The 25,925-nt window shown below is 60.9% G+C and carries 22 protein-coding genes; 5 read left to right on the forward strand and 17 right to left on the reverse strand.

Features of this window, described 5'->3' with window-relative positions:
- Window positions 1-31: 31 nt before the first annotated feature.
- From ACZRMO_RS01550 to yaaA, 16 genes are all read right to left on the reverse strand, one after another.
- Window positions 32-433, reverse strand: a complete 402-nt coding sequence (locus ACZRMO_RS01550; RefSeq protein WP_017738669.1) for a hypothetical protein — start codon at window positions 431-433, stop codon at window positions 32-34.
- A complete protein-coding gene (locus tag ACZRMO_RS01555; protein ID WP_463971664.1) occupies window positions 433-1,245 on the reverse strand; it encodes an SDR family oxidoreductase in 813 nt (270 codons plus the stop codon). The genes ACZRMO_RS01550 and ACZRMO_RS01555 overlap by 1 nt, the downstream gene beginning before the upstream one ends.
- A 14-nt stretch (window positions 1,246-1,259) precedes the next feature.
- Window positions 1,260-1,724 (reverse strand): hypothetical protein, encoded by a 465-nt coding sequence (locus tag ACZRMO_RS01560; RefSeq protein WP_017738666.1) that lies wholly within the window; start codon window positions 1,722-1,724, stop codon window positions 1,260-1,262.
- Between the two features lie 252 nt (window positions 1,725-1,976).
- Complete coding sequence (locus tag ACZRMO_RS01565; protein ID WP_124527404.1) at window positions 1,977-3,428, reverse strand: mannose-1-phosphate guanylyltransferase/mannose-6-phosphate isomerase; 1,452 nt, start codon at window positions 3,426-3,428, stop codon at window positions 1,977-1,979.
- Window positions 3,429-3,500: 72 nt separating this feature from the next.
- Window positions 3,501-4,154: an alginate O-acetyltransferase AlgF gene (locus tag ACZRMO_RS01570; protein WP_192297567.1), complete on the reverse strand. Its 654-nt coding sequence runs from the start codon at window positions 4,152-4,154 to the stop codon at window positions 3,501-3,503.
- Window positions 4,155-4,170: 16 nt separating this feature from the next.
- Window positions 4,171-5,355: an alginate O-acetyltransferase gene (locus ACZRMO_RS01575; RefSeq protein WP_463971665.1), complete on the reverse strand. Its 1,185-nt coding sequence runs from the start codon at window positions 5,353-5,355 to the stop codon at window positions 4,171-4,173.
- Window positions 5,356-5,365: 10 nt separating this feature from the next.
- Window positions 5,366-6,790 carry an MBOAT family O-acyltransferase gene (locus ACZRMO_RS01580; protein ID WP_463971666.1) on the reverse strand — a complete coding sequence of 475 codons (1,425 nt, stop codon included), beginning with the start codon at window positions 6,788-6,790 and terminating at the stop codon, window positions 5,366-5,368.
- A gap of 228 nt (window positions 6,791-7,018) precedes the next feature.
- The gene (locus tag ACZRMO_RS01585) at window positions 7,019-8,128 is read right to left on the reverse strand and encodes a mannuronate-specific alginate lyase (RefSeq protein WP_463971667.1); all 1,110 of its coding nucleotides are present in this window, start codon (window positions 8,126-8,128) and stop codon (window positions 7,019-7,021) included.
- A gap of 8 nt (window positions 8,129-8,136) precedes the next feature.
- A complete protein-coding gene (locus ACZRMO_RS01590; protein ID WP_463972115.1) occupies window positions 8,137-9,579 on the reverse strand; it encodes an alginate O-acetyltransferase in 1,443 nt (480 codons plus the stop codon).
- Window positions 9,580-9,590: 11 nt separating this feature from the next.
- On the reverse strand, window positions 9,591-11,165 hold the full coding sequence (gene algG / locus ACZRMO_RS01595; RefSeq protein ID WP_463971668.1) for a mannuronan 5-epimerase AlgG: 1,575 nt from the start codon (window positions 11,163-11,165) through the stop codon (window positions 9,591-9,593).
- Window positions 11,165-12,652 (reverse strand): alginate export family protein, encoded by a 1,488-nt coding sequence (locus ACZRMO_RS01600; protein ID WP_124527398.1) that lies wholly within the window; start codon window positions 12,650-12,652, stop codon window positions 11,165-11,167. The genes algG and ACZRMO_RS01600 overlap by 1 nt, the downstream gene beginning before the upstream one ends.
- Window positions 12,649-14,076 carry an alginate biosynthesis TPR repeat lipoprotein AlgK gene (algK, locus tag ACZRMO_RS01605; RefSeq protein WP_463972116.1) on the reverse strand — a complete coding sequence of 476 codons (1,428 nt, stop codon included), beginning with the start codon at window positions 14,074-14,076 and terminating at the stop codon, window positions 12,649-12,651. The genes ACZRMO_RS01600 and algK overlap by 4 nt, the downstream gene beginning before the upstream one ends.
- A gap of 105 nt (window positions 14,077-14,181) precedes the next feature.
- Window positions 14,182-15,348, reverse strand: coding sequence for a PilZ domain-containing protein (locus tag ACZRMO_RS01610; RefSeq protein ID WP_463971669.1), 1,167 nt, complete (start codon window positions 15,346-15,348; stop codon window positions 14,182-14,184).
- A 36-nt stretch (window positions 15,349-15,384) separates the two neighbouring features.
- Window positions 15,385-16,866, reverse strand: coding sequence for a mannuronan synthase (alg8, locus tag ACZRMO_RS01615; protein ID WP_207039997.1), 1,482 nt, complete (start codon window positions 16,864-16,866; stop codon window positions 15,385-15,387).
- Window positions 16,867-16,949: 83 nt separating this feature from the next.
- Complete coding sequence (locus ACZRMO_RS01620; protein WP_124527395.1) at window positions 16,950-18,266, reverse strand: nucleotide sugar dehydrogenase; 1,317 nt, start codon at window positions 18,264-18,266, stop codon at window positions 16,950-16,952.
- An 885-nt stretch (window positions 18,267-19,151) separates the two neighbouring features.
- On the reverse strand, window positions 19,152-19,931 hold the full coding sequence (gene yaaA / locus ACZRMO_RS01625) for a peroxide stress protein YaaA (protein ID WP_124527393.1): 780 nt from the start codon (window positions 19,929-19,931) through the stop codon (window positions 19,152-19,154).
- A gap of 119 nt (window positions 19,932-20,050) precedes the next feature.
- On the opposite strand from yaaA, the gene ACZRMO_RS01630 reads away from it, so the two are divergent.
- The 5 genes from ACZRMO_RS01630 to moaE all read left to right on the forward strand — a co-directional run bounded on the left by ACZRMO_RS01630 (window position 20,051) and on the right by moaE (window position 24,226).
- Window positions 20,051-21,175 (forward strand): polysaccharide deacetylase family protein, encoded by a 1,125-nt coding sequence (locus tag ACZRMO_RS01630; RefSeq protein WP_463971670.1) that lies wholly within the window; start codon window positions 20,051-20,053, stop codon window positions 21,173-21,175.
- A 339-nt stretch (window positions 21,176-21,514) separates the two neighbouring features.
- Complete coding sequence (locus ACZRMO_RS01635; protein ID WP_207039993.1) at window positions 21,515-22,909, forward strand: PhoH family protein; 1,395 nt, start codon at window positions 21,515-21,517, stop codon at window positions 22,907-22,909.
- Between the two features lie 152 nt (window positions 22,910-23,061).
- The gene (gene moaC, locus ACZRMO_RS01640) at window positions 23,062-23,535 is read left to right on the forward strand and encodes a cyclic pyranopterin monophosphate synthase MoaC (RefSeq protein ID WP_257783748.1); all 474 of its coding nucleotides are present in this window, start codon (window positions 23,062-23,064) and stop codon (window positions 23,533-23,535) included.
- Entirely contained in the window at window positions 23,532-23,774 is a 243-nt protein-coding gene (gene moaD / locus ACZRMO_RS01645) for a molybdopterin converting factor subunit 1 (protein ID WP_033899587.1), read from the forward strand. The genes moaC and moaD overlap by 4 nt, the downstream gene beginning before the upstream one ends.
- Window positions 23,775-23,776: 2 nt before the next feature.
- Complete coding sequence (moaE, locus tag ACZRMO_RS01650) at window positions 23,777-24,226, forward strand: molybdopterin synthase catalytic subunit MoaE (RefSeq protein WP_463971671.1); 450 nt, start codon at window positions 23,777-23,779, stop codon at window positions 24,224-24,226.
- Window positions 24,227-24,401: 175 nt separating this feature from the next.
- On the opposite strand, the gene rhlB is transcribed toward moaE, so the two are convergent.
- A complete protein-coding gene (gene rhlB, locus ACZRMO_RS01655; RefSeq protein ID WP_463971672.1) occupies window positions 24,402-25,850 on the reverse strand; it encodes an ATP-dependent RNA helicase RhlB in 1,449 nt (482 codons plus the stop codon).
- Between the last annotated feature and the right edge of the window lie 75 nt (window positions 25,851-25,925).

The raw sequence follows: 25,925 nt of genomic DNA on the forward strand, positions 1-25,925 counted from the left end.
GCAAGCCCGCTCCCACATTTTTTTAACCGCATCAGGCCTTGATGAAGGTCTCGTGCAGATGGCGCCACAGCAGCGCGCCGCTGGCTTGTTTCTCGAACACCACCGTGGCGCGTCGGTCGGTCTGCGTGCCGCTGTCATCCACCTGATGCTCGCGATAAGTCACCGTCGCCCCACGCGCATGGCGGTCAATCCCGGCCATTTCACTCAAGGTGATCTTCAACCCCGGGCGCATCCCGCCCAGGCGGGTGAACAACGCGTTGACCCCGGCCGCATTCACCCGTGTGCCGGTGGCGGGCGCGACCATGCTGAACTCCGGGGAAAAACGCGCGAGCAGACTTTGCAAGGTGCCCTCCGGCGCGACGCCGGCGAACCATTGCTCGATCTCGACATGGGTCTGGATCACTTCTTCAAAAAAATCGCTGTAGTCGATCATTACAAACTCCGTTCCAAGCCAAAGCGCTTCTTCAAGACACTCTCCAATAAACCTTTGGGCAACAACGCCGCCATCAATGGCAACGCGCGGCTGCCATTTCCTGCGCGCAACAGGCGCGGTGGCGTCGGTTGTTGTACGCCCTTGAGCACTTGCGCGGCAAACCGGGTGGCCGGCGTCGGGTTGTCCTGCGAAGCCTGGGAGCGTGCGCGGATACCTTCGCGCAATGGCCACCAGGGGGATTTTTCGTTGATCAACAACTCGGCCTGGGCGCCGGCGTTTTTTGCGAAGCTGGTATCGATGGCCCCCGGTTGTACTTCCATCACGCGAATACCAAACGGTGCCACTTCCATGCGCAGGGCATCGCTCAGGGCATGCACGGCGGCTTTCGACGCGCAGTAGGCACCGGCAAACGGCGTGACCAATACGCCGGAAACACTGCCGATGTTCACCACCAGGCCTTTGCTGCGCCGCAGGGCCGGGAACAGCGCCTGGGTTACGCCGACGATGGAAAACACGTTGGTCTCGAATTGACGCTGCATCGCTTCGGTGCCGCCATCGAGCAACGGGCCCATGGCGCCGTAGCCGGCGTTGTTGACCAGCACATCCAGCTCGCCCAGTTGTTCTGCCAGGTGCTGCAAGGCGGCGCTGTCGTTGACGTCCAGTTGCACGGCGTTGAAGCCGGCGGCGGCCAAACCGGCGACATCCTCCGTGCGGCGGGCGCTGGCCCACACGCTGTAGCCGGCGGCTTTGAACGCGTCAGCCAGGGCGCGGCCGATGCCGCTGGAGCAGCCGGTGATAAGTACGTTGGGCATGGATCAGTCCTTTGTCAGTCCGAGAAACTGCCTTGCAGATGCTCGGCACGAAATTCCAGGGTTTGCGGGCGGTAGCCGGGGCGCAGCGGTGGGGCGGGCAGGCAATCGTCCCAGGTGGCGCCGGCCTGCAACTCGCCGGGCCCGCGATAGCGTGGGGCGGCGTAGACGTTATCGGCCAGGTTGACGGTGTCCCCCGGCGCATAGGCGGCGACGCGCCAGCGCAGTTCGGTAAGGGGCACGTCGTTGCCGTTGTTGAGGATCAGTTTCAGCGGGCGGTCGGCGGGGCACTCCTCGGGCGCGTAGGTGATGCGCAGTTCCAGGCGTGCCAGTTGCGAGGCTTCGCGGTTGTCCAGCCAGACCACCCAGATGGCGACAAAACCCAGGCCCACGGCGGCGGCCAGGGATACCGGCAGGGCCTTGGCGGGGTAGCGCAGCAGCAGGATCAGCCAGGTGATGATCAGGAGAACGCCGAAAAACATGGAGACCACCTCGAATGGGGAACGAGCATCCTAACTTAAGCTTAGGTGGGATTGGGTGGCTTGAGATGATCGTTCCCACGCTCTGCGTGGGAATGCATCCCGTGACGCTCTGCGTCACCCATTTGCAGCAGGCAGGACGCGGAGCGTCCAAGGCGGCATTCCCACGCGGAGCGTGGGAACGATCAGCCCCCGCCCAACCGGCTGCGGATAGGGGACGCAGTCGGCTGGACGGGGGCTTTTTGTACGGCGGTATTACTGCGCGATGGTTTTCACCGACACGCCACGCTCCACCGGCGTCGAACGCCCGTAGATATCTTCAAAGCGCTCGATATCGTCTTCGCCCAGATAGCTGCCCGATTGCACTTCGATGATCTCCAACGGGATCTTGCCCGGGTTGCGCAGGCGGTGCACCGACGCAATCGGGATGTAGGTGGACTGGTTCTCACACAGCAGGAACACATTCTCGTCGCAGGTCACTTCGGCCGTGCCGCTGACCACGATCCAGTGTTCGGCGCGGTGGTGGTGCATTTGCAGCGACAGGCATGCACCCGGTTTGACCGAGATGTGCTTGACCTGGAACCGCCCACCCATGTCCACCGAGTCGTAGGAGCCCCACGGACGATAGACTTCGCAGTGGTTCTGGGTCTCGCTGCGCCCCTGTTCGTTGAGGGTGTTGACCATCTGCTTGACGCCCTGGACCTTGTCCTTGTGGGCAATCATCATCGCGTCCTTGGTTTCCACCACCACGATGTTTTCCAGGCCGATCACCGACACCAGCTTGCCGTTGCCGTGGATCATGCAGTTCTTGCTGTCCTGGATCACCACGTCGCCCTTGGTCACGTTGCCGTTGGCGTCTTTATCGTTGACCGCCCACAGCGAGGCCCAGCAACCTACGTCGCTCCAGCCGGCGCTCAGCGGCACCACGCAGGCGCGCTGGGTTTTTTCCATCACGGCGTAGTCGATGGAATTGTCCGGGCAGCAGGCGAACGTCGCTTCGTCGAAGGATACGGTGTCGGCGTCCTGTTCGCTGCGCTCAAGGGTCAGCAGGCAGGTGTCGTAGATGTCCGGATCGTGCTTTTTCAGCTCTTCGAGGAAGCGGCTGGCGCGGAACAGGAACATGCCGCTGTTCCAGAAATAGCCGCCGCTTTTGACGAACTCGACCGCGCGTTTTTCATTGGGTTTTTCCACGAACTGCTCGACGCGGCTCACGCCCTCGGGCAACAGCGAATCGGCGGTGGACTTGATATAGCCGTAGCCGGTTTCCGGGCGAGTCGCCGGCACACCGAACAGCACCATCTCGCCACGCTCGGCCGCCACGGTGGCCAGGGCCAGCGCACGTTGCAGGGCTTTCTGGTCGTCGATCACGTGGTCGGCCGGCAGCACCAGCATCAGCTCGTCGCGGCCTTCGTTGACCAGCATCATCGCGGTCAGGGCCACGGCTGGCGCGGTGTTGCGACCGAACGGTTCCATCAGGATGCGCTGGCAGTCGAGTTTGCGGTTGCTCAGTTGCTCGTTGACGATGAAGCGGTGGTCCTTGTTGCAGACCACAATCGGCGCGTCCATGCCTTCGAACACCAGGCGCTCCAGGGTTTGCTGGAACAGCGTGTGCTCGCCGGTCAGGGCCAGGAATTGTTTCGGGAACTGTTTACGCGACAGTGGCCAAAGACGGGAGCCGCTACCACCGGAAAGGATTACTGGGATCATGGGTGTTTCTCCTTGAATCGATTGGGGTCAGAGCCCGCCCCTACTGGGGCGGACCTCAAGTTGAAAAGCTAATCAGCGGGTCGATACCGGGCGTTTCACCCAGACTGGCGACAGGCTCGAACCGGAGCCTGTGACATACAGCACCGCCGCTTCACCACGTTCCAACGCAACCGGCTTCACATCACCGACTTTCTTGTCACCGTCATACAACGCCAGGCTCACTTTCACCGGGTTGATCTCACGCTCGCCACGGCCCTTGGCCGCCACCGACTTGACCACATCGGTCTTGCCGTCGGCGGTCTTCAGGGTCAGGGCCTTGTCACTCAGGTTCTGCACGCGCACCAGGGATTTCTGCTTGTTCTTGAACGGCGGCTCTTCGATCAGTTGCGGCTGGCCGCTGCCGTTGTTGACCAGGGTGTAGTAGTGGTCGGCGGCGAGTTTGACCGGCACGGTCTGGCTGCCGACCTTGGCGCTGTAGTCACCGCCGGGCATGAAGCTGAAGTCGCTGCTGGCCAGGGGCGCAACGTCGCTGAGGTTGGTGCTGCCAACGGTCGCGCTGACTTCCTGGTTCGAGGCGTTGAACACGCGCACAAAGCTGGAGCCTTTCGGTGCAACGGGGCCGTACAACGCGGCATCACCGGCGAAGGCCGACATCGATGCGATGCTCATGCCAGCGGCGAGGGCCAGGGTCTTGGCGAGACGACGAGGAGTAGTAGTGAAAGTCATGTGAGTTACCTCTCTTTCAGTTTTGCGCCCGGTCGGGCGTCTCGGATTTTTGGTTTTTAACTGGGGTGTTCAAAGCCATGTTCTGTTGGCGCGAACCGGCTTGTTTAAGCTGCGCAACCCACGTCGGGTCGGCATCACCGATTTCGTTGTTCACGGGCAGATAACGTTCAGGAAATTCCCAGATCAGCACTTGCGGTGGGTTGTTCTTGAAGTCATCGCTTTTCAGGTAGCTGAGCATCGGCAGGATTGGGCCGTGACCGTCTTCCGAATAGTTGATGACATCGCTGTGCAGGGCTTGCTTGAGCGCACCGACGAAGTTCCAGTTGGGGTTGGCGCTGTAGCTGGTGCCGACCAGTGCCACCGGGGTTTCGCTGTTGCTGAACAGCGCGTCGTCGCCACCGGTTTCGGCCAGGTGGGTGACGCGTTTTTGCAGCGGTTCTTTCGGTGGCATCAGGTTTTCAAACAGCGGGTCCAGGGGCAGGAACAGACGCAGGTCGCCTTTGTGCGGTGCGGTGTTCTCGGCCTCGGTGACAAAGCGCTGCGGCTCGCCGCTCAGCGGGGTTTTCTCGGTGATGGTCTTGGCCAGTTGCTTGGCCGCGATCTCGGCACCGTCCGGCGTCCAGTGGGTGTCGGTGCGCAGGAACACTTGCGTGCCGTCCAGCTTGGCCTGTTGCAGCGGGCCGAGCAGGTCGGGTGCCGGGATCTTGTCGGCGGCGACACGGGCGTGGAAGTCCTGGTACAGGTTGGCGTGGATGCTCGCCGGCTTCACGTCACCGACGTGTTCCGGGTACAGGCGCACCTTGGCCGGCACAATCGCCATGACCAATTGGATACCTTGGGCCTTGAGCTTCTGGCGCACGCCTTCGACCAGCGCGTAGTTGCCTTGCAGGTTCTGGTCTTCGTTGACGATGGGGTTGAATTCCTCGTCGCTGTACAACCAGTGATCGCGACCCAGCACCACGCCAGGGCGGCCTTCGTTGAACAGCTTGTAGTCCAGCGCTGCCCAGAGGTTGGTGCCGATGCGCTTGATCGGGAACTCGTCGTCGTAATGGGTCTCGACGGCCTTGGTCCAGCGACCGTTGAGCACCGTCGCGTCGGCGTTGGTGCTGAAGCCCAGGAAACTGCGCGTCGACCACAGCCCCAGCACCAGCAGCATGGCCAGGAACACAGTGATGTAGAGCACGCGGAATGAACGGGTCATGTCGGCTCCCTCAGAATTGGAAGTAAAGGAACGGCGAGAAACTCTGCGCCGACAGTTTCAGGATCGACGCCGCGAACAGCAGCAGCACACAGGCACGCATGGCGTAGCCCGGTACGGTGCGCGCCGGGTTTGGCGTCGCTGGATGATCACGGTAGAAATCGCGCAGGCCGAAGAACGCCAGGGTTGCGTACGCCACCACCAGGGTCGCCACTTGCAGGTCGGTGAGGCTGGCGCGGTTGAGTTCCGACAGTGACCACTCGTTGAAGCTGAACATCGCGCCATACATGCGGCCGGCGACGTGCAGGTTCTCGGCGCGGAAGATCACCCAGCCGACCACCACCAGCAGGAAGGTGAAGGCCCAACGCACGGGGTTGAAACTGCGCGGCGAAGTGTTCAGGCCGATGGCTTTTTCAATCGCCAGCCACATGCCGTGCCACGCACCCCACAGGATGTAAGTGATGTTCGCGCCGTGCCACAGGCCACCGAGGAGCATGGTCAGGAACAGGTTGCGGTAGGTGGTCAGCGTGCCTTTGCGGTTGCCGCCCAACGTGATGTACAGGTAGTCACGCAGCCAGGTGGACAGGCTGATGTGCCAGCGCCGCCAGAACTCGGTGATCGACTGGCTGATGTACGGCTGCTTGAAGTTTTCCATGAAGCGGAAACCCATCATCAAGCCCAAACCGATGGCCATGTCGCTGTAGCCGGAGAAGTCGAAGTACAGCTGCGCGGTATAGGCCAGCGCGCCGAGCCAGGCATCGCCCGTGGTCGGGTTTTGCAGGGCGAAGCAATGGTCGGCCACCACCGCGAGGGTGTCGGCGATGAACACCTTCTTGATGAAACCCTGCATGAACCGCGTGCAGCCCTCGGAGAATTTGTCGAGGGTGTGGGTGCGGTTGTTGAACTGGTCGGCCAGGTCGCGAAAACGCAGCACCGGGCCGGCGATCAAGTGCGGGAAGATCGCCACGAACGCCGCAAAGTCGATGAGGTTGCGCGTGGCCGGGGTGTCGCCGCGATACACGTCGATGATGTAGCTGATGGACTCGAAGATGTAGAACGAGATCCCGATCGGCAACAGCACGTGGGTGAGAATGAACGGCTCCAGGCCCGCCGACTTCATCATCAGGTTGATGCTGTCGACGCCGAAGTTGGCGTACTTGAAGTAGCCGAGGATGCACAGGTCGACGGCCACGCCGAGCAGCAGCCAGCGCTGGGCCGGCTTGGTACGCACACCCGCGGCACCGACTTTGAGGCCGATCCAGTAGTTCCACAGCGTGACGGCGGCGAACAGCGCCAGGAAGTCCACTCGCCACCAGGCGTAGAACACATAGCTGGCAATCAGCAGCAGCAGGTTGCGATAGCGTTGCCCGCTCAAGTAGTACAAGCCGAGGAAGATCGGCAAGAACAGAAACAGGAACACATTGGACGAGAAAACCATCCCGATCTCTCCATGTTTAACCAACAGTCAAGGGCCGCAGCCCCCCCAAACCCCCCCACGAAAATTCGGGGGAGGGCGGTACACCATTCCAACTGTCGAAACCGGTTCAACTGTGGGAGCGGGCTTGCTCGCGAATGCGGTGGTTCAGTTACAGATGTGTCGACTGACACACCGCATTCGCGAGCAAGCCCGCTCCCACATGGGGACCCTGTTCCTTCAGTTAGTTATTCAGGAACCTTTGTTGCCTTTTTCATGCGCCGGGTCGTAGACCTTGGTCAGGTCACCCCCCAGGCGGAACGTCTTGAACGGCTGCATGCCGTGCTTGCGCTCGAGCACATCCGGGGCGCAGGTGTAGAGGTTGCAGAACGGTTCAAGCCAGGCATATTTCATGTCTTCCTTGAGGTCCTTCATGTCCTGCTCCTTGCCGTTCTTCTGTTCGAAGATGTCCGGGTCTTTCACGCCGGCCAGGACTTTTTCACCCAGGCGCTTGAGCGCGCTGTTGTTTTCCTGGCGCAGGTCCACACCGTTGACCAAGGCAAAACTGGCGATCATCGACAGCGGCGGCAGGGCGTAGTTGTGGTACGACAGGGCGCGTTGCTGGCGCTTCAATTCATTCGGCAAAAAGCCCTGGTCATCGACCTGGTTCACGCCGACCTTGTATTCCTTCACCGCCCAATCAAACAGGTCGCGACGGTTGGTGGCGATGGACGTTGCCATCACCGACCACGCGGCCCAGTAGGAATGGTTGTTGGTTTTTTCCAGCGGCAGGTTGTCCCAGTCGCTGATCACTTGATCGGCAAGTTTGTTGAACCACGCCTCGATCAACTGCGATTCCTGCTGGTGGTTGGCCAGCGGGTGCGAGTCGGAGAACTTCAAGCGCACATAGGCCGAGGCCATGCTGCCCAGCGCCCATTTGCGCATGGACTTGCCGGTGTGGTTGAAGTCCTTGGACATCAACGCGTCGGCCTTGGCCCAGCTGGTGAGCCAATTCAAGGTGCACTCCAGCTGCTCCGGGCGCCCGTCGCGCATGAACTGCATCACGCGTTTGCTGGTGTCTTTTTCCAGCTTGGTGATGTCGGCGGTGCTGTCGCGGAAGGCTTTTTCCGACTGGGTGTTCAGGGTGGCGCGAGCCTTGTCCGAACCTTCGTACTTGCTGCGAAATTGCAGCGAACCGGTGTACGGCGCCGGCATGGCGTCGCAGTCATTCTTGAAGTCGCCGGTCTTGAACGCTTCCACCGGGGCGAAATAACCCTGGGGCGGACGCAGTGGCGCGGCGGCGTTGACTGCGCCGGCGAACATCGCCAAGCCCAGCAACGTGGGGATCAATAACTTCTGCATAGGTAACCTCATTGCCCGGCTGAGGCGGTCTGTTGACCACCGGCAGGGAATACGTTGCGTGTGCAAATTTTCGCTTCAACCTTCTGCGCGCCCTTTTCTGGACCCTGCACTTCCACGGCGAGCAGGTTCTGCGCGGCCCAGTCTTCATCGGTGCGCAGTTCGAAGGCGAAACGCCCGTCTGTATCGGATGTCTCGGGTTTCTCGATCTTGATGTCCTCGTGGCGCCCGTTCATGTACCAGAGGGTGGCTTGCAGGGTTTTCACCGACGGGTCGGCGAAGCGGATATCAACCTGGTGATTGGCGTTACGCAGGTCTTTGTTCGAACTGTTGACCATCAATTCGTTCTTGCCCGGCTTCAAAGAAGTGCTGGCGCTCATCTGTGCCGGCTTGCCTTCGCAGCCGTTGTCCAGCAGCGACATCATCTGGCGGTAGATGGTCTCCTGGTCCAGGCGGTACAGCGGCGAGAATTCCCAGATAAGGATTTTCGGCGGGCTCTTCTGGAATTCATCGCTGCCCAGGTACTGGATCATCGAGCCTTCCAGGCCACCGCCGGGGAAGGCGACGTTGAGGATGTCGGCACCGATTTCCTGTTCGAGGAAGCCGGCAAAGTTGTAGTTCTTGCCGCTGTGGCTGGTGCCCACCAGGGTGATCTGCGGGTTGCCCGAATCGCCGAACAGGTCGCCGTCGCCCGCTTCGCCCTTGGGCTCGGTGGTGAACTGGTCCATGTACTGGATCGCGTAGCTGGTGCCGCACAGTTGCCCAGCCATGTTGTGCAGGGTGCCGGTCTTGCCCATGCGCCCGGAGCGGGTGGTTTCGAATTCGCGCTTGGGAATATCGGCGAACTCGGGCATGGCGCGCACTTTCGCGCCGACGATTTTTGCCGTGCGCTGGGCGCCGTATGGGGTCCAGTGCTGGTCGCCACGGAAGTAGAAATCGTGGGCCGGCAGTTCATCCGGCAACTGCTCATTGGTCAGTGGCGACAGGTCCGGCACCACGTAGCCCATCTTGGCGAAACGGCCAAGCATGGTCTTGTAGTTGCCCAGGGCCTTGTCGAAATCGAACTTGGCTTTCTCTTCAGGGTTGAGCTTGTTGCGGTTCACCAAACCACGGGTCGGCTGGTAGACCACCACCAGTTCCACGCCCTTGGCCTTGAACGCATCGTGCAGTTGTTGCATGCGTTTGTAGCCGGCGGGGGTGGTGTCGAATTCGGTGCGCAGGTCTTCCTGGGTCCGGAACAGCCAGTCGCCCTGGGCTTGCACCAGGGTGGTGAAGTTCTGCTGGTAGCGCGTGGTGTAGTTCTTCGCGTCATGGGCGGCGGGGCACAGGCTGCAGCACGGTTCGGCAGTAAAGCTCGGCGCCTGTGCTTCATCGGCGCGCACGCCCTGGCTGGCCGCGAGCAGGCCGAGGGTCAGACCCGAGAGGCTCAGCAGTTTGATCATGTGTGGGTGCATAAGGGTCATCCTCAGTCCTGCATTTCGGTCTGGCGTTCGACAGGGTCGATCAGCACGGCTTTCTGCTGGCGCACCAGCAGGTCGAGAATCTCTTCCTGGCGATCACCCAGCACACCGTTGAAGCTGATGCCGCTGGATTTGGTCGGCGCCAGCATCGATACGCGGTACAGCTCCACGCTCAATGGCGAGTCGATGGACAGCGGCCCGCTGCCGTTGCCCGCGAGTTCGCCGCCGACCACGATCAGCGAGACTTTCGCGTCAAACGGGTCGAGGGCGATGTCGCGGTCGGTGTCGGTCAGGTCTTTGATGTGGCCGTAGAGGCCGGTCAGGCCGTTGGCCATCGAAGTGTTCTCGTACAGCTTGATGTTCACGCTGTTGCGCACGCGGATACCGTGGCGACGGTTGGCGATCACCTTGTTGCCCCACAGCAGGTTGTCACCGCTCTCATAGAGGGTGATGCCGTCGGTGTGGTTACGGTAGAACTCGTTGTCGGCCACGATGTTGTTGACGCTGTTACGGTCGAGCACCAGGCCCGAGAGCTTGTTGTCGTAGCTGCGGTTGTTGAAGATGAAGCTGTCATTCACTTCCCGGGAAATGATGATGCCGTGCTTCTTCTTCGTCCCGTAGACCGTGTTGTCGGCGATGATCAGGCCGTGGGAACGGTCGTGGGGGTCGATGCCGTAGACGATGTTGTCTTTGTAGGTGTTGCCCTTGATCACAAAGCCTTCGGTTTCGTAGCAGTAGAAGCCGTACCACATGTCCGAGAACTCGGAGTCGATGATCCAGCCGGTCGGCTCGGAACGCTTGAGCACCTTGGCCATGTTCGGCGTGTACTGGGAAATACTCACCCCGTACGACTTGCTGTTGGCGTAGCCAAAGCTGGCCATCTTGGTCTTGGAGATATAGGTCTCGGTGCCGCCCCAGGCCAGCAGGAACGGGCGGAATTCCTTGGGCGACTTGAACAGCGCCGGGCCGTTGGCTTTTTCGCTCCAGCCGGTGACCTTCGTATCACGCACAAACAGCTGGCCGTCGTTGATCAGGAACGAGCCGGCTTCCTGGGACAGGCGCAACTCCTGGGTCTTGCCGTCGATGTCGAGGATGCCCTTGCGCCCGACCACAATCGGCAGCTTGGCGAGGAACACACCCGGCGAGGTTTCGCTGAAGTACTGCTTGGGCACCTTGCCGAGCAAGTCCTTGAGGTTCATGTAGCCGTCGTCGACAAAGATCGCCTGGGGAATGCCGTGCTGGCGCACCACCCATTCGGCCATCTTGTTGTCACCGCCGATAAAGTCCTTGAGGGCGTCTTCCTGCATCATGCGGCGGATGCTGGCCTTGCCCTGTTTGCTGCGCACGATCTTCTTTTCCATCGCCGCAGCGGTGTAACCCGACAGGTCAGGCAAGGCCGGCTTGGCCATTTCCAGCGGCGCCGTCGGCGGGCTGGAAATGGTGTAGGTCTTGGCCTGTTGCAGCCCTTTGGCGATGGTCGGCGCCTTGGCCTGCTGCGTGGTGTCGGCGAAGGCTGTGGCGTTGGCCATCAGCATCGCGGCGACCAGCAACGTATGAGGTTTCATCGCGCAGGCTCCCATCAGAATCTCCACACCACATCAACAAACGCGCGGTGCATGTAGGAATCGACTTGGCTGCCGTAGGCGTCGCCCGGCTTGAACACGCCGGCACGGAAGCGCACCAGGGCCGAAGGCTCGTCGATGGACTGGCTGAGGGCGGCGGGCAGCAGGCCCTTCTTGAAGTACTTGGTGACCACCAGGTCCATCTCTTGGCCGAGGTCTTTCTTGCCGTCTGCCAACGGCAGGGACGTGCTGGAGACGATTGCGCCGGTGACGTCGTCGGTGTTGTTCTGCACCGCATCGATGCCGTTGCTGCCCACCGGTTTGTTGCCGTCCACGCGCCAGAACTTGTGATAGACCAGGCTGGCGTCGTAGTCCTCACGCAACTGCCACGAACCAAACAGGCTCATGGACTGCATGTTGTTCATCTCGCCGCGAAACGCTTCGCCGAAGCGATGCACGCGGGACTGGGTGCCGGTCCAGTTCGAGCGGTTGCTTTGCAGGCCGTTCTGCTCGTACTCGGCGCTCGCACGGGAGTAGGCGGCACCGACTTGCCACTGCGGGTCGAGGCGCAGGCGGATACCGATGTCGGTGGCCCAGCCGCTCAAGTCGTCGCTGCGCTTGGCTTGGGCGGGGCTGGAACCGTCGGCCTGCAAGGCGTTGACCTTGTCGCGGTCGCCGCGCATGCCGGTGATGCTGGCCCAGTAGTTGACGGTGTTGGTGTTGCGCCAGTTATAGGCGTCGCTGTTGGCTTCGATGCCGAGCCAGGTCAGGTCGCCGTTCTCGCGCTTGTCCAGCGAGTCGGTGGCCACGCCCGGTTGCGGGTAGTCGAGCTTGCCGTTGTCATGGGTGTGGTGACCGCGCAGGCCGATCCACTGGCCCGGCGTCCACTGGTAGGCGGCGTCGGCGTAGAGGTGCTGGCGGTCTTTGTCCACCGGCGCCAGTTCTTTGAGGTCGGTGCGGTATTCGCTGAAGCGCTCGGCGACGCCCACATTGGCCTTGAGCAAGGTGGTGTCGAAGGTCCAGTTCAGCGCTTCGATATTGGTGTCGCGCCACTGGCCGTCGTCATTGCGCAGGCGTTGGCGGCCGAGCTTGAGGATCTCGCCAGGGTAGGGCGTGAAGCCGCTGTAGCCGACCCAGAACTCGCGCAGGGCCAGGTAGTTTTTCTTGGTCTTGCGGTCGTTGTTGCTGGTCTGCTGGTTCTCGTCATCGGCCGACTGTTGCAGGGTGTCGGTCTCGATGATGTCGCTGGAGGCCACGGCCTGGCCCATGGCGTAGGCGCTCCACGCGCCGCTTTCGCCGTAGACCCACGGGCGCACGTCGAGGCCGATGCCGTTGACGTCGCCGCCTTTTTGCGTGCCGAGGTCACGGTCGTCTTCGGACTGGCCGGTGATTTTCACTTCGAGGCCGAAGTTCTTCGCTTCGGTGAGTGCGGCCAGGGTCGGGCACGACCACAGCAGGGCGAAGGTCAGGCCGATGCCGGCCTTGACGAATGGGTTGAGCTTCATAGGGATTCCTCGCCGTCGTCTTCTTCCAGGGCGTGCAGTTGCAACGTGCTCTGGGCCAGGGTGCCGCGGGTGGCCAGTTCTTGTTGCACCAGGCGTTGGCCTTGGGCGCGTTGCTCCGCTGTCAGCGGGGCTTCAAGTTGCGTGGCCAGGTCGTTGGCTTCCGGTGTGTCCTGGGCTTTGGCCAACTGGCTGAAGACATAGGCGTTCAATGGGTCGGGCTTGGTGCCCTTGCCTTGGGAAAACAATTGGGCGATGGCGAAGTCGGCGCTGTTCTGGCCGTTGCGCGCAGCGGTCAGCAGGTGGTCCAGGGCTTTTTGCGAGTAGACCTGGCCGAGGTAGCCACGGCGGTAGATCTGGCCGAGGTAGTAATCGGCGGCGACTTCCTTGCCCTGGGCTTTCTGGAAATGTGCTTCGGCAGCCTTGGCGTCGGCCGGCACCCACTTGCCTTCGTAGTAGAGCTTGCCCAGCAACAGCTCGGCGCGCGGCTGGTCGGCGGCGCGGCCGTTGTCGAGGTACTTCATCATTTGCTCCACATCGCCCAGTTCAGGGAAGTCGTAGAGCAGTTGCGCCAGGCTGACCCAGGACGCCGGGTAGCCGGGGGCGATTTTTTCCAGCAGGGCCTGGGCGGTTTTTTCGTCCGGGGTGCCGAGGCTGGCATCGCCGAGTACACGGGCGACGCTGTCGACACGCTGGGCGGTGACGGTGCCACGGCTGTAGCCCGCTTCCAGTTGCTTGAGCAGCTCGGCTTGTTTTTCGGGCGCGGCTTGTTTCTGGTAGACCGTGGCCAGCTCGACGTAGCAGATATCGGTGCTGTTCAGCGCGGCTTTGCAGATGCGTTCTACATCATCGAGATGCTGGTCGTAGGTGCCTTGGGTGCGATACAGCAGCACCTGGGCCAGACCGGCTTCCGGGTAACCGGCGGCCTGCCATTTACTGATCTGCTGCTGGGCATTTACGTCCGGGAAACTGTGGGGGTATTGCAGGTACAGCATCGCCAGCGGGATCAGGGTGTTGCCTTCGCCATTGGCAAAGGCTTTTTTCAACAGGCCTTCGGCTTCGCGGTGCTCGGCTTCGGTGCTGCCGGGCTTGGCCACCAGCAGGCGACCGAGACGGGCCTGGGCGCGCGGCGAGGTATCGGCCGCTGCGCGGTAGGTGGCTTCGGCCTGTTTGATCTGCGCCGGATCGCGGGTGCCCACCTGGATATCGGCCAGGCCGACTTGGGCCTCGCTGTAGCCCAGGTCGGCCAGTTGCTGGTAGTTCTGCTGGGCGGTGACGGTGTCGCCGCGTTTCAGCGCTTCATTGGCTAAACGCTGATCTGGCAAACCGGCACATCCGGCGAGGCTGACCGCCAATGCCAGTACGCAATACACAGCGGCTGAATGAGATCTGCTCTGTGTGGGAGCTGGCTTGTCGGGTCGCCGCATCGCTGCGATGGCGATGTTGAATTCACCACCGCCATCGCGGGCAAGCCCGGCTCCCACATTGGCCGGTGTTGTTGTTGAAATAGGGTTCACAGGCATGTCCTCTGCTTACAGACCGTGGGCCATGGCTTTGTCGATCAGCCAGTTCAGCGATGGGCCGCGGTCGCTGGTCACTTCCACCGGGCGGCCGGCGTAGGTGCTGTCCAGCGGCGCGTCAGGCTTGATCTGCACGCGGATGTCGGAAGACAGGTCGGCGCTGTTCAGGCTGGTGCTGCTGACGATGGTGCCGGTGCGGGTCTGTTCTTCGTCGGCGACCTGGAAGCTCACCTGGGTGCCTGGACGCACGTCGGCGAACTGGCGATAGGTGAAGCGCGCTTCCACATTGGCTTGGCTGCCACGTGGCACCAGTTGGAAGATCACGTCGCCTTTGTTGGCGTATTGGCCGTCGGCGACCATTTGCTGGGCGACCACGCAGTCGCATGGCGAAGTCAGGGTGCCGGTCATTTGCTTGCCGAACAGTTCTTCAACCTTGGCCGGTTGCAGTTGGTCTTCGTCCAGGTGGCCCTTGAGCACATCCAGCATGCTGGTGCTGAAAGTCGCCAGCGGTGCGCCTTTGGCGGCAATCGCGTCACCTTTGAGCAGGCTCTGCACGGTGCCGTCGCGGGGCATGGTCACGTTCATGCCGGGCACGCTGACCAGACCGGCCTGGGCGTGGCTGACGAAGTACATGCCGTACACCGACTTGAAGACGAAACCAAAGGCGGCGAGGCCGACGATGAAGATCCCTGCGCTGAACACCACGGCACGCAGGCGGCCGAAGGCGGTCATGCCGCTGCCGCTGTCCTTGACCTTGCGCGCCTTGGTGAAGTTGTCGCGTTGCAGGGTCGCCAATACTTCGCCCATGGACACGATGTCACCGGACAAGTGCGACGTGATCAGGTGGCGCAGGGTGGAAATATCCTGCGGCTCCAGGTTCTGGAACTGGCAACCGGTGCGGCCGCTCTGGCGGTCGTGGGAGCGGATTTGCAGCTCCACGTCCATCGCCAGGCCAAGGTTATCGATCACGAATTGCAGGCGGCCCTTGTGCACTTCGCCGACGTTCAGCGGCTGGGTGGCGGTGAACGCCAGGCCGCCGGCAGACAGGTCGATCACCCGCGCTTCGGTGGGTTTGCCGTCATTGCCGAAGAAGCGCAGCTTGGCCGGGATTTTGACCCGCGCATGTTGGCGCTGGGCTTCGGATTCGTGGACAACATTGACGTTTGCTTGGCTATTCATGGTGTGTAGTTCCTAGTTAATTCAGGCTTGGCTGGGTCAGACCATCATCAGCAACACGGCGACGAAAATGCTGCCGGCGGAGAAGGTCATGGTCCGAGACGACCAGGTGTTGAACCAACGTTGAAAGCTGGCCAAATCGCGGGTCAGTTTGGTGTCCTGGCGGGTCCAGGACTGTTGATCAAGGCGGAAGAACACGTAGATCTTCACCAGCGCGCCCATGATCTGGTTGTAATAGAGAATCACCGGGTACGCCGGGCCGATCTTGTGGCCGGAGCACGACAGCAACAGGGTGAGGATCAGGCGGGTGATGCCGATCCACAGCAGGTACGCGAGGATGAAGGCGCCGCCGTATTTGAAGGTGGCGATGATTGCCACGGTCAGGCCTAGCAGGGAGGTCCACATCGACACGCGCTGGTCGAACAGCACCACGCTGGTGAACAGGCCCAGGCGACGTACACCCAGGCCGAGGGCGCGGGAGTTCTGGCGCAGGTTGTTGCCGTACCAGCGGAACATCAGCTTGCGGCTGGCCTTGATAAAGCTCTTTTCCGGCGGGTGTTCCACGGTGTTGATCGCGGCGTCGGGCACGTAGAAGGTGTCGTAGCCCAGGCGCATCAGGCTGAACCAGCTGGACTTGTCGTCGCCGGTGAGGAACTTGAAGCGGCCCAGGCGCCAGTGTTGCAGCGAGTCGCTTTCGACGTCGGCGATGAAGTCCGGGTTGGTGACCACACTGGCGCGGAACACCGACATGCGCCCGGTCATGGTCAGCACGCGCTTGGACAGGGCCATGGAGCACATGTTGATGTGGCGTTGGGCGAAGCGCAGCTTGTGCCACTCGCTCATGATGTAGCCGCCGCGCACTTCGCAGAATTCGTTGGTGGTCAGGCCACCGACATTGCCGAACAGCTGGAACCACGGCACGGTCTTGCGTACCACGCCTTCGGCGAGCACGGTGTCGCCATCGATCACCGCAACCACGGCGCGGTCATCCGGCAAGTGGCGGGAAATCGCACGGAAGCCGAAGGCCAGGCCGTCGCGCTTGCCGGTACCGGCGATGCGCACGAAGTCGAGCTTGACGTGCTCTGGCGGGTTCATGCGTTCCCACAGGCTTTTCACCAGCAGCTCATCGGACATCTCTACCAGCGAGCAGACCACGGTGGTGGGGAAGCCGCATTCGATGGCTTCGCGGATCACCGAGCTGTAGACCTGCGCGGTGGTCAGCGCATCGATACGGAAACTGGTGACCATCAGGAACACATGGGACGGGTCGGCGGCCTTGCCCAGCTTGCGCACTTTACGGCGCAGGTGCGGGTAGACCACGTACAGGAACAGCATGCCGCGAAAGAAATGCGTAGCACCCATCGAGTAGCGCCAGATGCCGACGGCGCCAATCAGGAAAATAAAATTCTTCGACTCCGAGTCGAACGTACTCGCCGGCAACAGCAGGGCGAGTCCCATCAGCAGGCTGAGAAAGAACAGCCAGCCGGCAGATTGCAGCAGTACATGTTTTAACTTGGACATAAGCGTCATCCGAAGGTGATGAAGGCTCCAGGCGGCGCGCGCTGGGGATGGAAACGCGCGCCGCCGGGAACTTGCCGTTGCTGTTACCAGCAAATGCCTTCGGTGCGACCGGTCGTGCAGGTGGCCTTGGACATGAAGCCCACCAGGTCGATCACTTGCTTGCCGTGCGGGGCGTTCTGCGCCAGGGCGCGGAATTTCTCGTCACGGTTGCCGAGGATGATCACGTCGGAGTTGTTGATCACATCATCGAAGTCCGAGTTGAGCAGGGACGACACATGGGGGATCTTGCCTTCGATGTAGTCCTTGTTCGCGCCGTGGACACGGGCGTACTCGACGTTGCTGTCGTAGATGCTCAGGTCGAAACCCTTGCCGATCAGCATCTCGGCCAGCTCGACCAGCGGGCTTTCACGCAGGTCGTCGGTGCCGGCCTTGAAGCTCAGGCCCAGTAGGGCGACTTTGCGCTTGTCGTGGCTGTTGACGATGTCAAAGGCGTTTTGCACCTGGGACTCGTTGCTGCGCATCAGCGAGTTGAGCAGCGGCGCTTCCACGTCCAGGGAGCTGGCGCGGTAGGTGAGGGCGCGCACGTCTTTGGGCAGGCACGAACCGCCGAAGGCAAAGCCTGGGCGCATGTAGTACTGGGACAGGTTGAGGGTCTTGTCCTGGCACACCACTTCCATCACTTCACGGCCATCGACGCCGACGGCCTTGGCGATGTTGCCGATCTCGTTGGCGAAGGTGACCTTGGTGGCGTGCCACACGTTGCAGGTGTACTTGATCATTTCGGCGACGGCGATGTCCTTGCGGATGATCGGCGCGTCGAGTTCTTCGTACAGCGACTGCAGGACATCGCCGGAGGCTTTGTCGAATTCGCCGATGACCGTCATCGGTGGCAGGTCGTAGTCGGCGATGGCGGTGGATTCGCGCAGGAATTCCGGGTTGACCGCCACACCGAAGTCGACGCCGGCTTTCTTGCCGGAGCAGTCTTCGAGGATCGGGATCACCACGTTGGCCACGGTGCCGGGCAGCACGGTGCTGCGCACCACGACGGTGTGGCGGGTGGACTTGTCACGCAGGACAAACCCGATTTCGCGGCACACGGCTTCGATGTAGTCGAGTTCCAGGTCGCCATTTTTCTTGCTCGGGGTACCGACGCAGATCATCGACAGGTCGGTATCGCGAATGGCGTCGGCGAAGTTGGTGGTGCCGCGCAGTCGGCCGGTTGCAATACCCTGGCTCAACAGTTCACCCAGACCTGGTTCAACGATCGGCGATTTGCCTGCATTGATCAGGTCGATCTTGTCCTTGGAGATGTCTACGCCGACCACTTCGTGGCCACGGGCAGACAGGCAACCGGCACAGACTGCGCCAACGTAACCGAGACCAAATATGCTGATGCGCATCGCATTTACCTCTTTAATATTCATGCCAATAATTGGCCGGAGTTCATGTTTGCAAGCGTCACTGATGCCACGGAAGTTAGGCGAATAGACGCCGACTTACCGCGTACAGGCATGTTGAATAACGAGTGACTAACTATTGCACTCAAGTTGTGCGCAACTTGGCCTTGTTATTGGGGCTTGCCCTCAAATGCAGCCGGCCTTCCTGGGGGAAGGGCCCGGCGCCAGTGCCGCAGGGTCTTGATAGAGGCGTTAAGCCCTTAACTATCAATACCTTGGGTGTCATCACTGACACATTTGGGTAAGCGCTGCCTTGGCCTATAGGGGATAGCAATTAATCCTTATCGCTGCCCTCAACTCATATCAGTTGATGATGTGACCCATGAGTCAAAGTTGCTGGGGCAACTTCGCTACTTCCTTGAATCGCTGTGTAAGTTATCTCCTACAGAAACAGAGAATTTCGTTACCGGTGGTATGAGCCGCCCATTTTGACGAAGTTCCAGCCCGCTCATCCTGTTTCCAGAAATTTCTTGAAATATTAGTAAAGATGGCACTGGTACTATATTGATAGCACTTGCTATTTGGGCCAGTAGTTATGGGGAGTTGGTGCGCGGGGATAGTTTTGTGCCACCAGTGTTTGAAAAAAGTGGTGCCACTACGAAAAAAAATGACGAATGTCGAGTGAAAGAATTGTTAGGAGTAAGTCAAAATGTTTTTTGACGCCAAAATAATGGCGATCCAGAAGCTGAAATGCGATCAAAACTGTGGGAGCGGGCTTGCTCGCGAATGCGGTGTGTCAGATAAGAATCTATCGACTGACACGCCGCATTCGCGAGCAAGCCCGCTCCCACATTTGGATCTCATTGTCTGAAACCGGCGGGTTTGGCTTTATTCCGGTGCGTGATCGCGCAAAAACACCAGCTTGTCCGGCTTGGACTGCTCCGCATTGAAGCGATAACCCTGCACGTCGAATTCTTTCAGCTTGGCCGGGTCGTTGATGCGTTCCTCAATCACAAAGCGGCTCATCATGCCCCGGGCCTTTTTGGCGTAGAAGCTGATGATCTTGTATTGGCCGTTCTTCAGGTCCTTGAACTCGGTGTTGATGATCCGCGCGTTCAGGGCCGTGCGCTTGACCGCCGAGAAGTACTCGTTGGACGCCAGGTTCAGCAACACATCGTCACCTTGCTCGGCCAGGGCCTCGTTCAGCCATTCGCTGATGCGCGTGCCCCAGAAGGCGTAGAGGTCCTTGCCACGGGCGTTGGCCAGCTTGGTGCCCATCTCCAGGCGGTACGGCATCATCAGGTCCAGGGGACGCAGCAGGCCGTAGAGGCCCGAGAGCATGCGCAGGTGGTCCTGGGCGTAGCTGAAGTCGGCGTCGCTGAAGGTCTGGGCATTCAGGCCGGTGTACACGTCGCCCTTGAACGCCAGCAGGGCCTGCTTGGCGTTGGCCGGGGTGAACGCTGGGGTCCAGCTGCCGAAGCGGGCGGCGTTGAGGCCGCCGATCTTGTCGGAGACGTGCATCAGCTCGCTGATTTGCGCCGGGCTGAGCTCGCGCAGTTGCTCGATCAGTGCCTGGGAATGGTCCAGGTACTGCGGCTGGGTGAAGCGTTCGGTTGCAGGCGCGGTCTCGAAATCGAGGGTCTTGGCGGGGGAAATCACCGTCAGCATGAAGTCGTCTCCTTAAATCGTGCGGGGATTCTAGGGGGTTGGGCGGTTTGACTCCACCTATGATGGCGATAGGCACGATCCGTTATGATGGCCGGTAACTCTGGAGAGGAAGACCCTGCGTGCGAATAGCGCTTTTATTGTCGGCATGCCTGCTATGCCTGAATGTCCAGGCCGCCCCGGCAGATGTGGCCAGCCTGGACCGTGGCACCTGGCCGGAAAAACTCAGCAGTCCGGCGCTGTTCGACGTGGCCTCGCGCGCAGAAATCCTGATGTTCGCCCACAGCCTGCTGGCCAGCGAAGCCCAGGATGAGACCGCCCTCAAGCAGCGCCTGGGGTTGAAGATCGTCAACCTGGCAGCCATCGATGACCTGCGCCGCCAGCTCTGGCAGCGCCTGCTGGAGAACTACACCTTCGCCCAGCAGAGCTGTGAGGAGGATGCCTCGTTCTGCTACCTGGTGGAAAACATGGACGACTTGCGCGAGCAGGCCGGCAAGTTCGAGGTCAGCGAAAATTCTTTCTATATAGGTTGGGCGGCCCCCAGCCATGCCTTTCATGAACGCTATCTGGATGAGCTGCTGCGCAAGGCCGCGCTGTTTCCGCAGATCAGCAGTGAAATCGCGCGTTTCGGCGACCACGAGCGCAATGGCGATGAATTCAACGACCGCCTGTTCCTGCTGACATTTGACGGTGGCCCCGCGCCGGTCAGTGGCAATACCGACTGGCTCGCCTACTACCTGCGCAAGCAAAAGATGAACGCCACCTTCTTTGTCCTCGGCAGTAGCCTGCAAACGCGGGTAGAGCGCAGTTCCGCCGCCGATGTGCAGGCGTTGTACCAGGGCCAGTGCGTGGGCACCCAGGGTTGGCAGTACCGCTCACACAGCCACTGGGTCGATTGGCAAAGCTCGATCACCCGCAGCGCCTCGCTGGCGCAGAACCTGATGCCGGAAAACTATGTACCGCTGTTCCGCCCGCCGTACGGCCAGCGCCGCGCCGACAGCCAGGGTTTCTTCCAGTCCCAGGGCTTGCAGGTGGCGTTGTGGGACATCGATTCCCAGGACGAACCGGGCAAGCTCAAGGCCGATGAGTCGGCGCAGCGGGTGCTGACGCTGATGTTGCTGTGGCGCAAAGGCGTGATTGTGTTTCACGACACCCAGGACAAGGCGCGGGTCGCATTGCCGCAGTTGATGCAGGCGACGGCACAGAGTGGCTTGGGTTGGCAGGACTGCCGCGAGGCGTTTCGCTGAAGTGCCCGGCCCTGTTGGGTGCGAGGCATTTCTGGGGTGATTTTGTGCGACAAATCGATGCAGGCGGACTTCCGACTTTAACGGGGTGCATGGCACTCGGCTAGTGCTATTCGTCATCCTGAAAAATAAACTTCAAAAAAGCGTCAAAGTGCTTTTTCCTGTCACATGTTTTGCGGTATTACGAAGTCAGATCGCCGAAACCTGCAACACAGGTGGCGTCTTTCAAGACTCCTCATGTGGGCATGCACTTGACGTCCCTCAGGTGCATTCGGTGGTCGAATCGAGGCGCAGCACCGCCCAGGTATTGCGTCGACTGGCTCCCACAAAAGGTGACCGAGTATGGATGATCATGGACGCACCCCTTCTTCCGACCAGCCAATCCTTTATGTGCTTGATACCAACGTATTGATCCACGATCCAAACGCACTGCTCAATTTTGAAGAACACCACGTCGCCATCCCGATGATCGTGCTTGAGGAACTCGACAAACTCAAAAGCGGGCACCACAGCGTTGCCGCCGAATGCCGCCAGGCGATCCGCCTGATCGACAAGACCCTGGGCGAAGCATCGCCGGAGGACGTTGAAGTCGGCGTACCGATCCAGCGTGGCAAAAGCGGGCCCAAGGGTTTGCTGTCGATCCTGATGAGCAAGCGCAGCGAGCCCAACAGCCTGCTGCCGGAAAACCTCAACGACAACAAGATCATCAACCAATTGATCGACCTGCATGCGCGTGACAAGGACCTGCGCGTGGTGCTGGTGACCAAAGACATCAATATGCGCCTCAAGGCCCGTGCGTGTGGGATCGCGGCCGAGGATTACAGCACCGACCAACTGGTCGATGACGTGTCGATGCTGTCCCGTGGTTATCACATGATTACGGGTTCGTTCTGGGACCGCGTCAGCAAGGTTGAAACCCGGCAGGACCATGGCCGTACCTGGCACCAGGTGCAGTTGATCGAAAATCTGCCGGCCGTGCATATCAATGAATTCATCGTCGATGAACAGGGCTTCGTGGGCTGGATCAAAGAGATCCAGGTCGACAAGCTGCTGATCCTCGACCTGCATCAGGAGCCCCTGTTGCACCAGGAAGCCTGGGGCCTGAAACCGCGTGACATCTACCAGAGCCTGGCGCTGTACGCGCTGCTCGACCCGGACATCCACCTGGTCAACCTGACGGGCGCCGCCGGTTCCGGCAAAACCATCCTCGCTCTGGCTGCCGCCATCGAGCAGACCATGGTGACCAAACGCTATCGCCGTATCATTGCCACCCGCAGCGTGCAGGGCCTGGACCAGGAAATCGGCTTCCTGCCCGGCACCGAGGCAGAAAAAATGGAGCCGTGGCTGGGGGCGATCACCGACAACCTCGAAGCCTTGCACATGGATGACGAAAACACCCATGGCAGCGTCGACTACATCCTCAGCAAAGTGCCGTTGCAGTTCAAATCCCTCAACTACATCCGGGGTCGCAGCTTCCAGCAAAGCCTGATCTTGATCGATGAATGCCAGAACCTCACGCCGCACCAGATGAAAACCATCATCACCCGTGCCGGCGCCGGTTCCAAAGTGGTGTGCCTGGGCAACCTGGCACAGATCGACACCCCTTACCTGTCCGCGACCAGCTCCGGGCTGACCTACCTGACGGAACGCTTCAAGGACTTCCCGAACGGCGTGCATATTGCGCTGCAAGGGGTGCCGCGCTCGATTCTGGCTGAATACGCAGAATCTCACCTGTAACCAATGTGGGAGCTGGCTTGCCTGCGATAGCATCACCTCGGTTTACCTGAACCACCGAGGTGCCTGCATCGCAGGCAAGCCAGCTCCCACAAAGGCCTGCGCAAATCTGACCGCCGGGTTTACAATCGATGCTCCTGATCAGGAGTATCCCTGTGCTGACTCATCTCGATTCCCAAGGTCGCGCCCACATGGTCGACGTCACCGACAAGTCCGTGACGTTCCGTGAAGCAGTGGCCGAAGCCCGGGTGCGCATGCTGCCCGAGACCCTGCAAATGATTGTCGACGGCGCCCACCCCAAGGGCGACGTGTTTGCCGTGGCCCGCATCGCCGGGATCCAGGCAGCGAAAAAAACCAGTGACTTGATCCCGCTGTGCCACCCGTTGATGTTGACGGGCGTCAAGGTCGAACTGAGCGCCGACGGCGCAGACTCGGTGCACATCCTGGCGCGCTGCAAACTCTCCGGGCAGACCGGCGTGGAGATGGAAGCCCTCACCGCCGCCAGCGTCGCTGCCCTGACCATCTACGACATGTGCAAGGCCGTGGATCGCGGCATGACCATCGAAAGTATTCGCCTGCTGGAAAAGCTGGGCGGCAAGAGCGGGCATTTCAAGGCGGACCAGGTATGAGCATCAACGTATTGTTTTTTGCGCGTTACGCCGAGGCGGTGGGGTTTGACTCGCTGGAGATGGAGGGCGATTTCGCCACTGTCGACGCAGTACGTCTGGCGTTGGCCAGTGACCCGGAGTTTGCCGTACTCAACGAGACCAGCCTGATGTGTGCGCGCAACGAAGAGTTGTGCGGCCTCGATGAGCCGGTGCAGGCGGGTGACGAAGTGGCATTCTTCCCACCGGTGACCGGAGGCTGAGCATGGCCATTCGTGTGCAGGCCCAGGCGTTTGACCCGGGTGCAGAAGTGAATGCGATGCATGCGGCCAATGTGGGCGTGGGCGCGGTGGTGAGTTTTGTCGGCTACGTGCGCGACTTCAACGATGGCCTGGATGTGGCGGGGATGTTCCTGGAGCACTATCCGGGCATGACCGAGAAAGCCCTGGCCAAGATCGCCGTGGAAGCCGAGCAACGTTGGCCGTTACTCAAGCTGGAAGTGTTGCATCGCATTGGCGCGCTGGAACCGGGTGAGCCGATTGTGTTTGTCGGGGCAGCGAGTGCCCATCGCCAGGCGGCGTTTGATGCCTGTGCGTTTGTGATGGACTACTTGAAGACGCGGGCGCCGTTCTGGAAGAAAGAAAATACCAGCGAAGGGCCGCGTTGGGTGGAAGGGCGTAGCAGCGACCACACCGCCGCTGACCGCTGGAAATAGCGGGTCGAACACCAAACCAAATGTGGGAGCGGGCTTTTGTGGGAGCCGGCGGTTCGACGCCTCGACTTGCCCGCGATGCAGGCGCCTCGGTTTTTCAGTTGAACCGAGGTGATGCCATCGCAGGCAAGCCCGCTCCCACAAAAGCCCGCTCCCACATTTTTATCGTATTTCAGCTTTACGGGCGTTTGCGTTCTACTGGGCGCAGCAAGTGCGTCGGTGGCGTCTCGCAGCTGATCTTGCGCCCCAGCAAGGTCTCGATCGACGGCAACTGGTACGAGTCATCTTCCCCGGCAAAACTGATCGACACACCCGCAGCCCCCGCACGACCGGTACGGCCAATACGGTGCACGTAGTCATCCGGCACTTCCGGCAGGGTGAAGTTGATCACATGGCTGATGCCATCAATGTGAATCCCACGCCCGGCCACATCGGTAGCCACCAACACACGAATCTTGCCTTCGCGGAAGCCTTCCAACGTCTTGATGCGCTTGTGCTGCGGCACGTCACCCGACAATTGCGCGGCGTTGACACCATCACGCACCAGGCGCTCTTCGATGCGGCGCACTTCGTCCTTGCGGTTGGCGAACACCATCACGCGCTCCCAACCGTTGTCGTTGACCAGGTTGTAGAGCAGCTTGTACTTGTCGGCACCGGCCACGGCGTAAATGTGTTGCTCGACGTTTTCGCTGGCGACGTTTTCCGCTTCGATCTCGACGATGGACGGGTCGGTGGTCCACTGCTTGGCGAGGTTCATCACGTCTTCGGTGAAGGTCGCGGAGAACAGCAGGGTCTGGCGCTCGTTTTTCGGCGGGGTCTGGCGAATGATCTGGCGTACTTGTGGGATAAAGCCCATGTCGAGCATGCGGTCGGCTTCGTCCAGCACCATCACTTCGACCATGTCCAGGTGCACGTCGCCGCGCTGGTTGAAGTCCAGCAGGCGGCCAGGCGTTGCCACCAGGATGTCGCAGTGGCGGGCTTCGAGGTGCTTGAGCTGCTTGTCGAAGTCCATGCCGCCGACGAACGTCATGACGTTGAGGCCGGTGTACTTGGTCAGGTCGGCGGCGTCCTTGGCGATCTGCACCACCAGTTCGCGGGTCGGGGCGATGATCAGCGCGCGCGGTTCACCCATGTAGCGCTCTTTTGGCGGCGGCGTTTGCAGCAGCTGGGTGATGATCGAGATCAGGAACGCGGCGGTCTTGCCGGTGCCGGTCTGGGCGCGGCCGATGGCGTCTTTGCCGGCCAGGGTGAAGCCCAGCACCTGCGCCTGGATCGGCGTGCAGTACGGGAAACCCAGGTCCTGGATGGCGTGCATCAGTTCCGGGGCGAGTTTGAAATCGTGGAAGCGGGTCTTGCCTTCCTGGGGCTCGACGACGAAGTCTTCGAGTTTCCACGGGATTACCGGCGGTTTTGGCGCACGTTCGCGACGCGGCTTGGGGGCCGGCGCTGCTTCTTTTGCCGGTTCAGGCGCGGTCACCGTAGGCGTCGTCGGCTGGGCGACAGGCGCAGTCCGTGCGGGCTGTTGGCCGTCATGGCGGCTGCCGGCAGTCGGGGCAGGAGCACTGGGAACAGGCGCGAGCGGCTCGGCCTCGCTTTTGCCGAACATCTTCTTGAGTGCTTCGAGCACGGTGATCTCATTAATTGGTTAAGGAATGTACGCCGGCCAGTGTAATGCAAGAAACGGGCGCGGCGTAGTGCGTCT

This window comes from Pseudomonas sp. B611 (assembly GCF_055407965.1).

Bases quoted from the DNA above. Each gene is read 5' to 3' on its own strand.
- alg8 (WP_207039997.1), bottom strand. From the start codon at position 16,866: ATGTCCAAGTTAAAACATGTACTGCTGCAATCTGCCGGCTGGCTGTTC.
- ACZRMO_RS01600 (WP_124527398.1), bottom strand. From the start codon at position 12,652: ATGAAGCTCAACCCATTCGTCAAGGCCGGCATCGGCCTGACCTTCGCC.
- ACZRMO_RS01590 (WP_463972115.1), bottom strand. From the start codon at position 9,579: ATGCACCCACACATGATCAAACTGCTGAGCCTCTCGGGTCTGACCCTC.
- ACZRMO_RS01580 (WP_463971666.1), bottom strand. From the start codon at position 6,790: ATGGTTTTCTCGTCCAATGTGTTCCTGTTTCTGTTCTTGCCGATCTTC.
- ACZRMO_RS01555 (WP_463971664.1), bottom strand. From the start codon at position 1,245: ATGCCCAACGTACTTATCACCGGCTGCTCCAGCGGCATCGGCCGCGCC.
- ACZRMO_RS01570 (WP_192297567.1), bottom strand. From the start codon at position 4,154: ATGACTTTCACTACTACTCCTCGTCGTCTCGCCAAGACCCTGGCCCTC.
- yaaA (WP_124527393.1), bottom strand. From the start codon at position 19,931: ATGCTGACGGTGATTTCCCCCGCCAAGACCCTCGATTTCGAGACCGCG.
- moaE (WP_463971671.1), top strand. From the start codon at position 23,777: ATGGCCATTCGTGTGCAGGCCCAGGCGTTTGACCCGGGTGCAGAAGTG.
- algG (WP_463971668.1), bottom strand. From the start codon at position 11,165: ATGGGAGCCTGCGCGATGAAACCTCATACGTTGCTGGTCGCCGCGATG.
- algK (WP_463972116.1), bottom strand. From the start codon at position 14,076: ATGCGGCGACCCGACAAGCCAGCTCCCACACAGAGCAGATCTCATTCA.
- ACZRMO_RS01565 (WP_124527404.1), bottom strand. From the start codon at position 3,428: ATGATCCCAGTAATCCTTTCCGGTGGTAGCGGCTCCCGTCTTTGGCCA.
- ACZRMO_RS01635 (WP_207039993.1), top strand. From the start codon at position 21,515: ATGGATGATCATGGACGCACCCCTTCTTCCGACCAGCCAATCCTTTAT.
- ACZRMO_RS01585 (WP_463971667.1), bottom strand. From the start codon at position 8,128: ATGCAGAAGTTATTGATCCCCACGTTGCTGGGCTTGGCGATGTTCGCC.
- ACZRMO_RS01560 (WP_017738666.1), bottom strand. From the start codon at position 1,724: ATGTTTTTCGGCGTTCTCCTGATCATCACCTGGCTGATCCTGCTGCTG.
- moaD (WP_033899587.1), top strand. From the start codon at position 23,532: ATGAGCATCAACGTATTGTTTTTTGCGCGTTACGCCGAGGCGGTGGGG.
- ACZRMO_RS01575 (WP_463971665.1), bottom strand. From the start codon at position 5,355: ATGACCCGTTCATTCCGCGTGCTCTACATCACTGTGTTCCTGGCCATG.
- ACZRMO_RS01610 (WP_463971669.1), bottom strand. From the start codon at position 15,348: ATGAATAGCCAAGCAAACGTCAATGTTGTCCACGAATCCGAAGCCCAG.
- ACZRMO_RS01620 (WP_124527395.1), bottom strand. From the start codon at position 18,266: ATGCGCATCAGCATATTTGGTCTCGGTTACGTTGGCGCAGTCTGTGCC.
- ACZRMO_RS01550 (WP_017738669.1), bottom strand. From the start codon at position 433: ATGATCGACTACAGCGATTTTTTTGAAGAAGTGATCCAGACCCATGTC.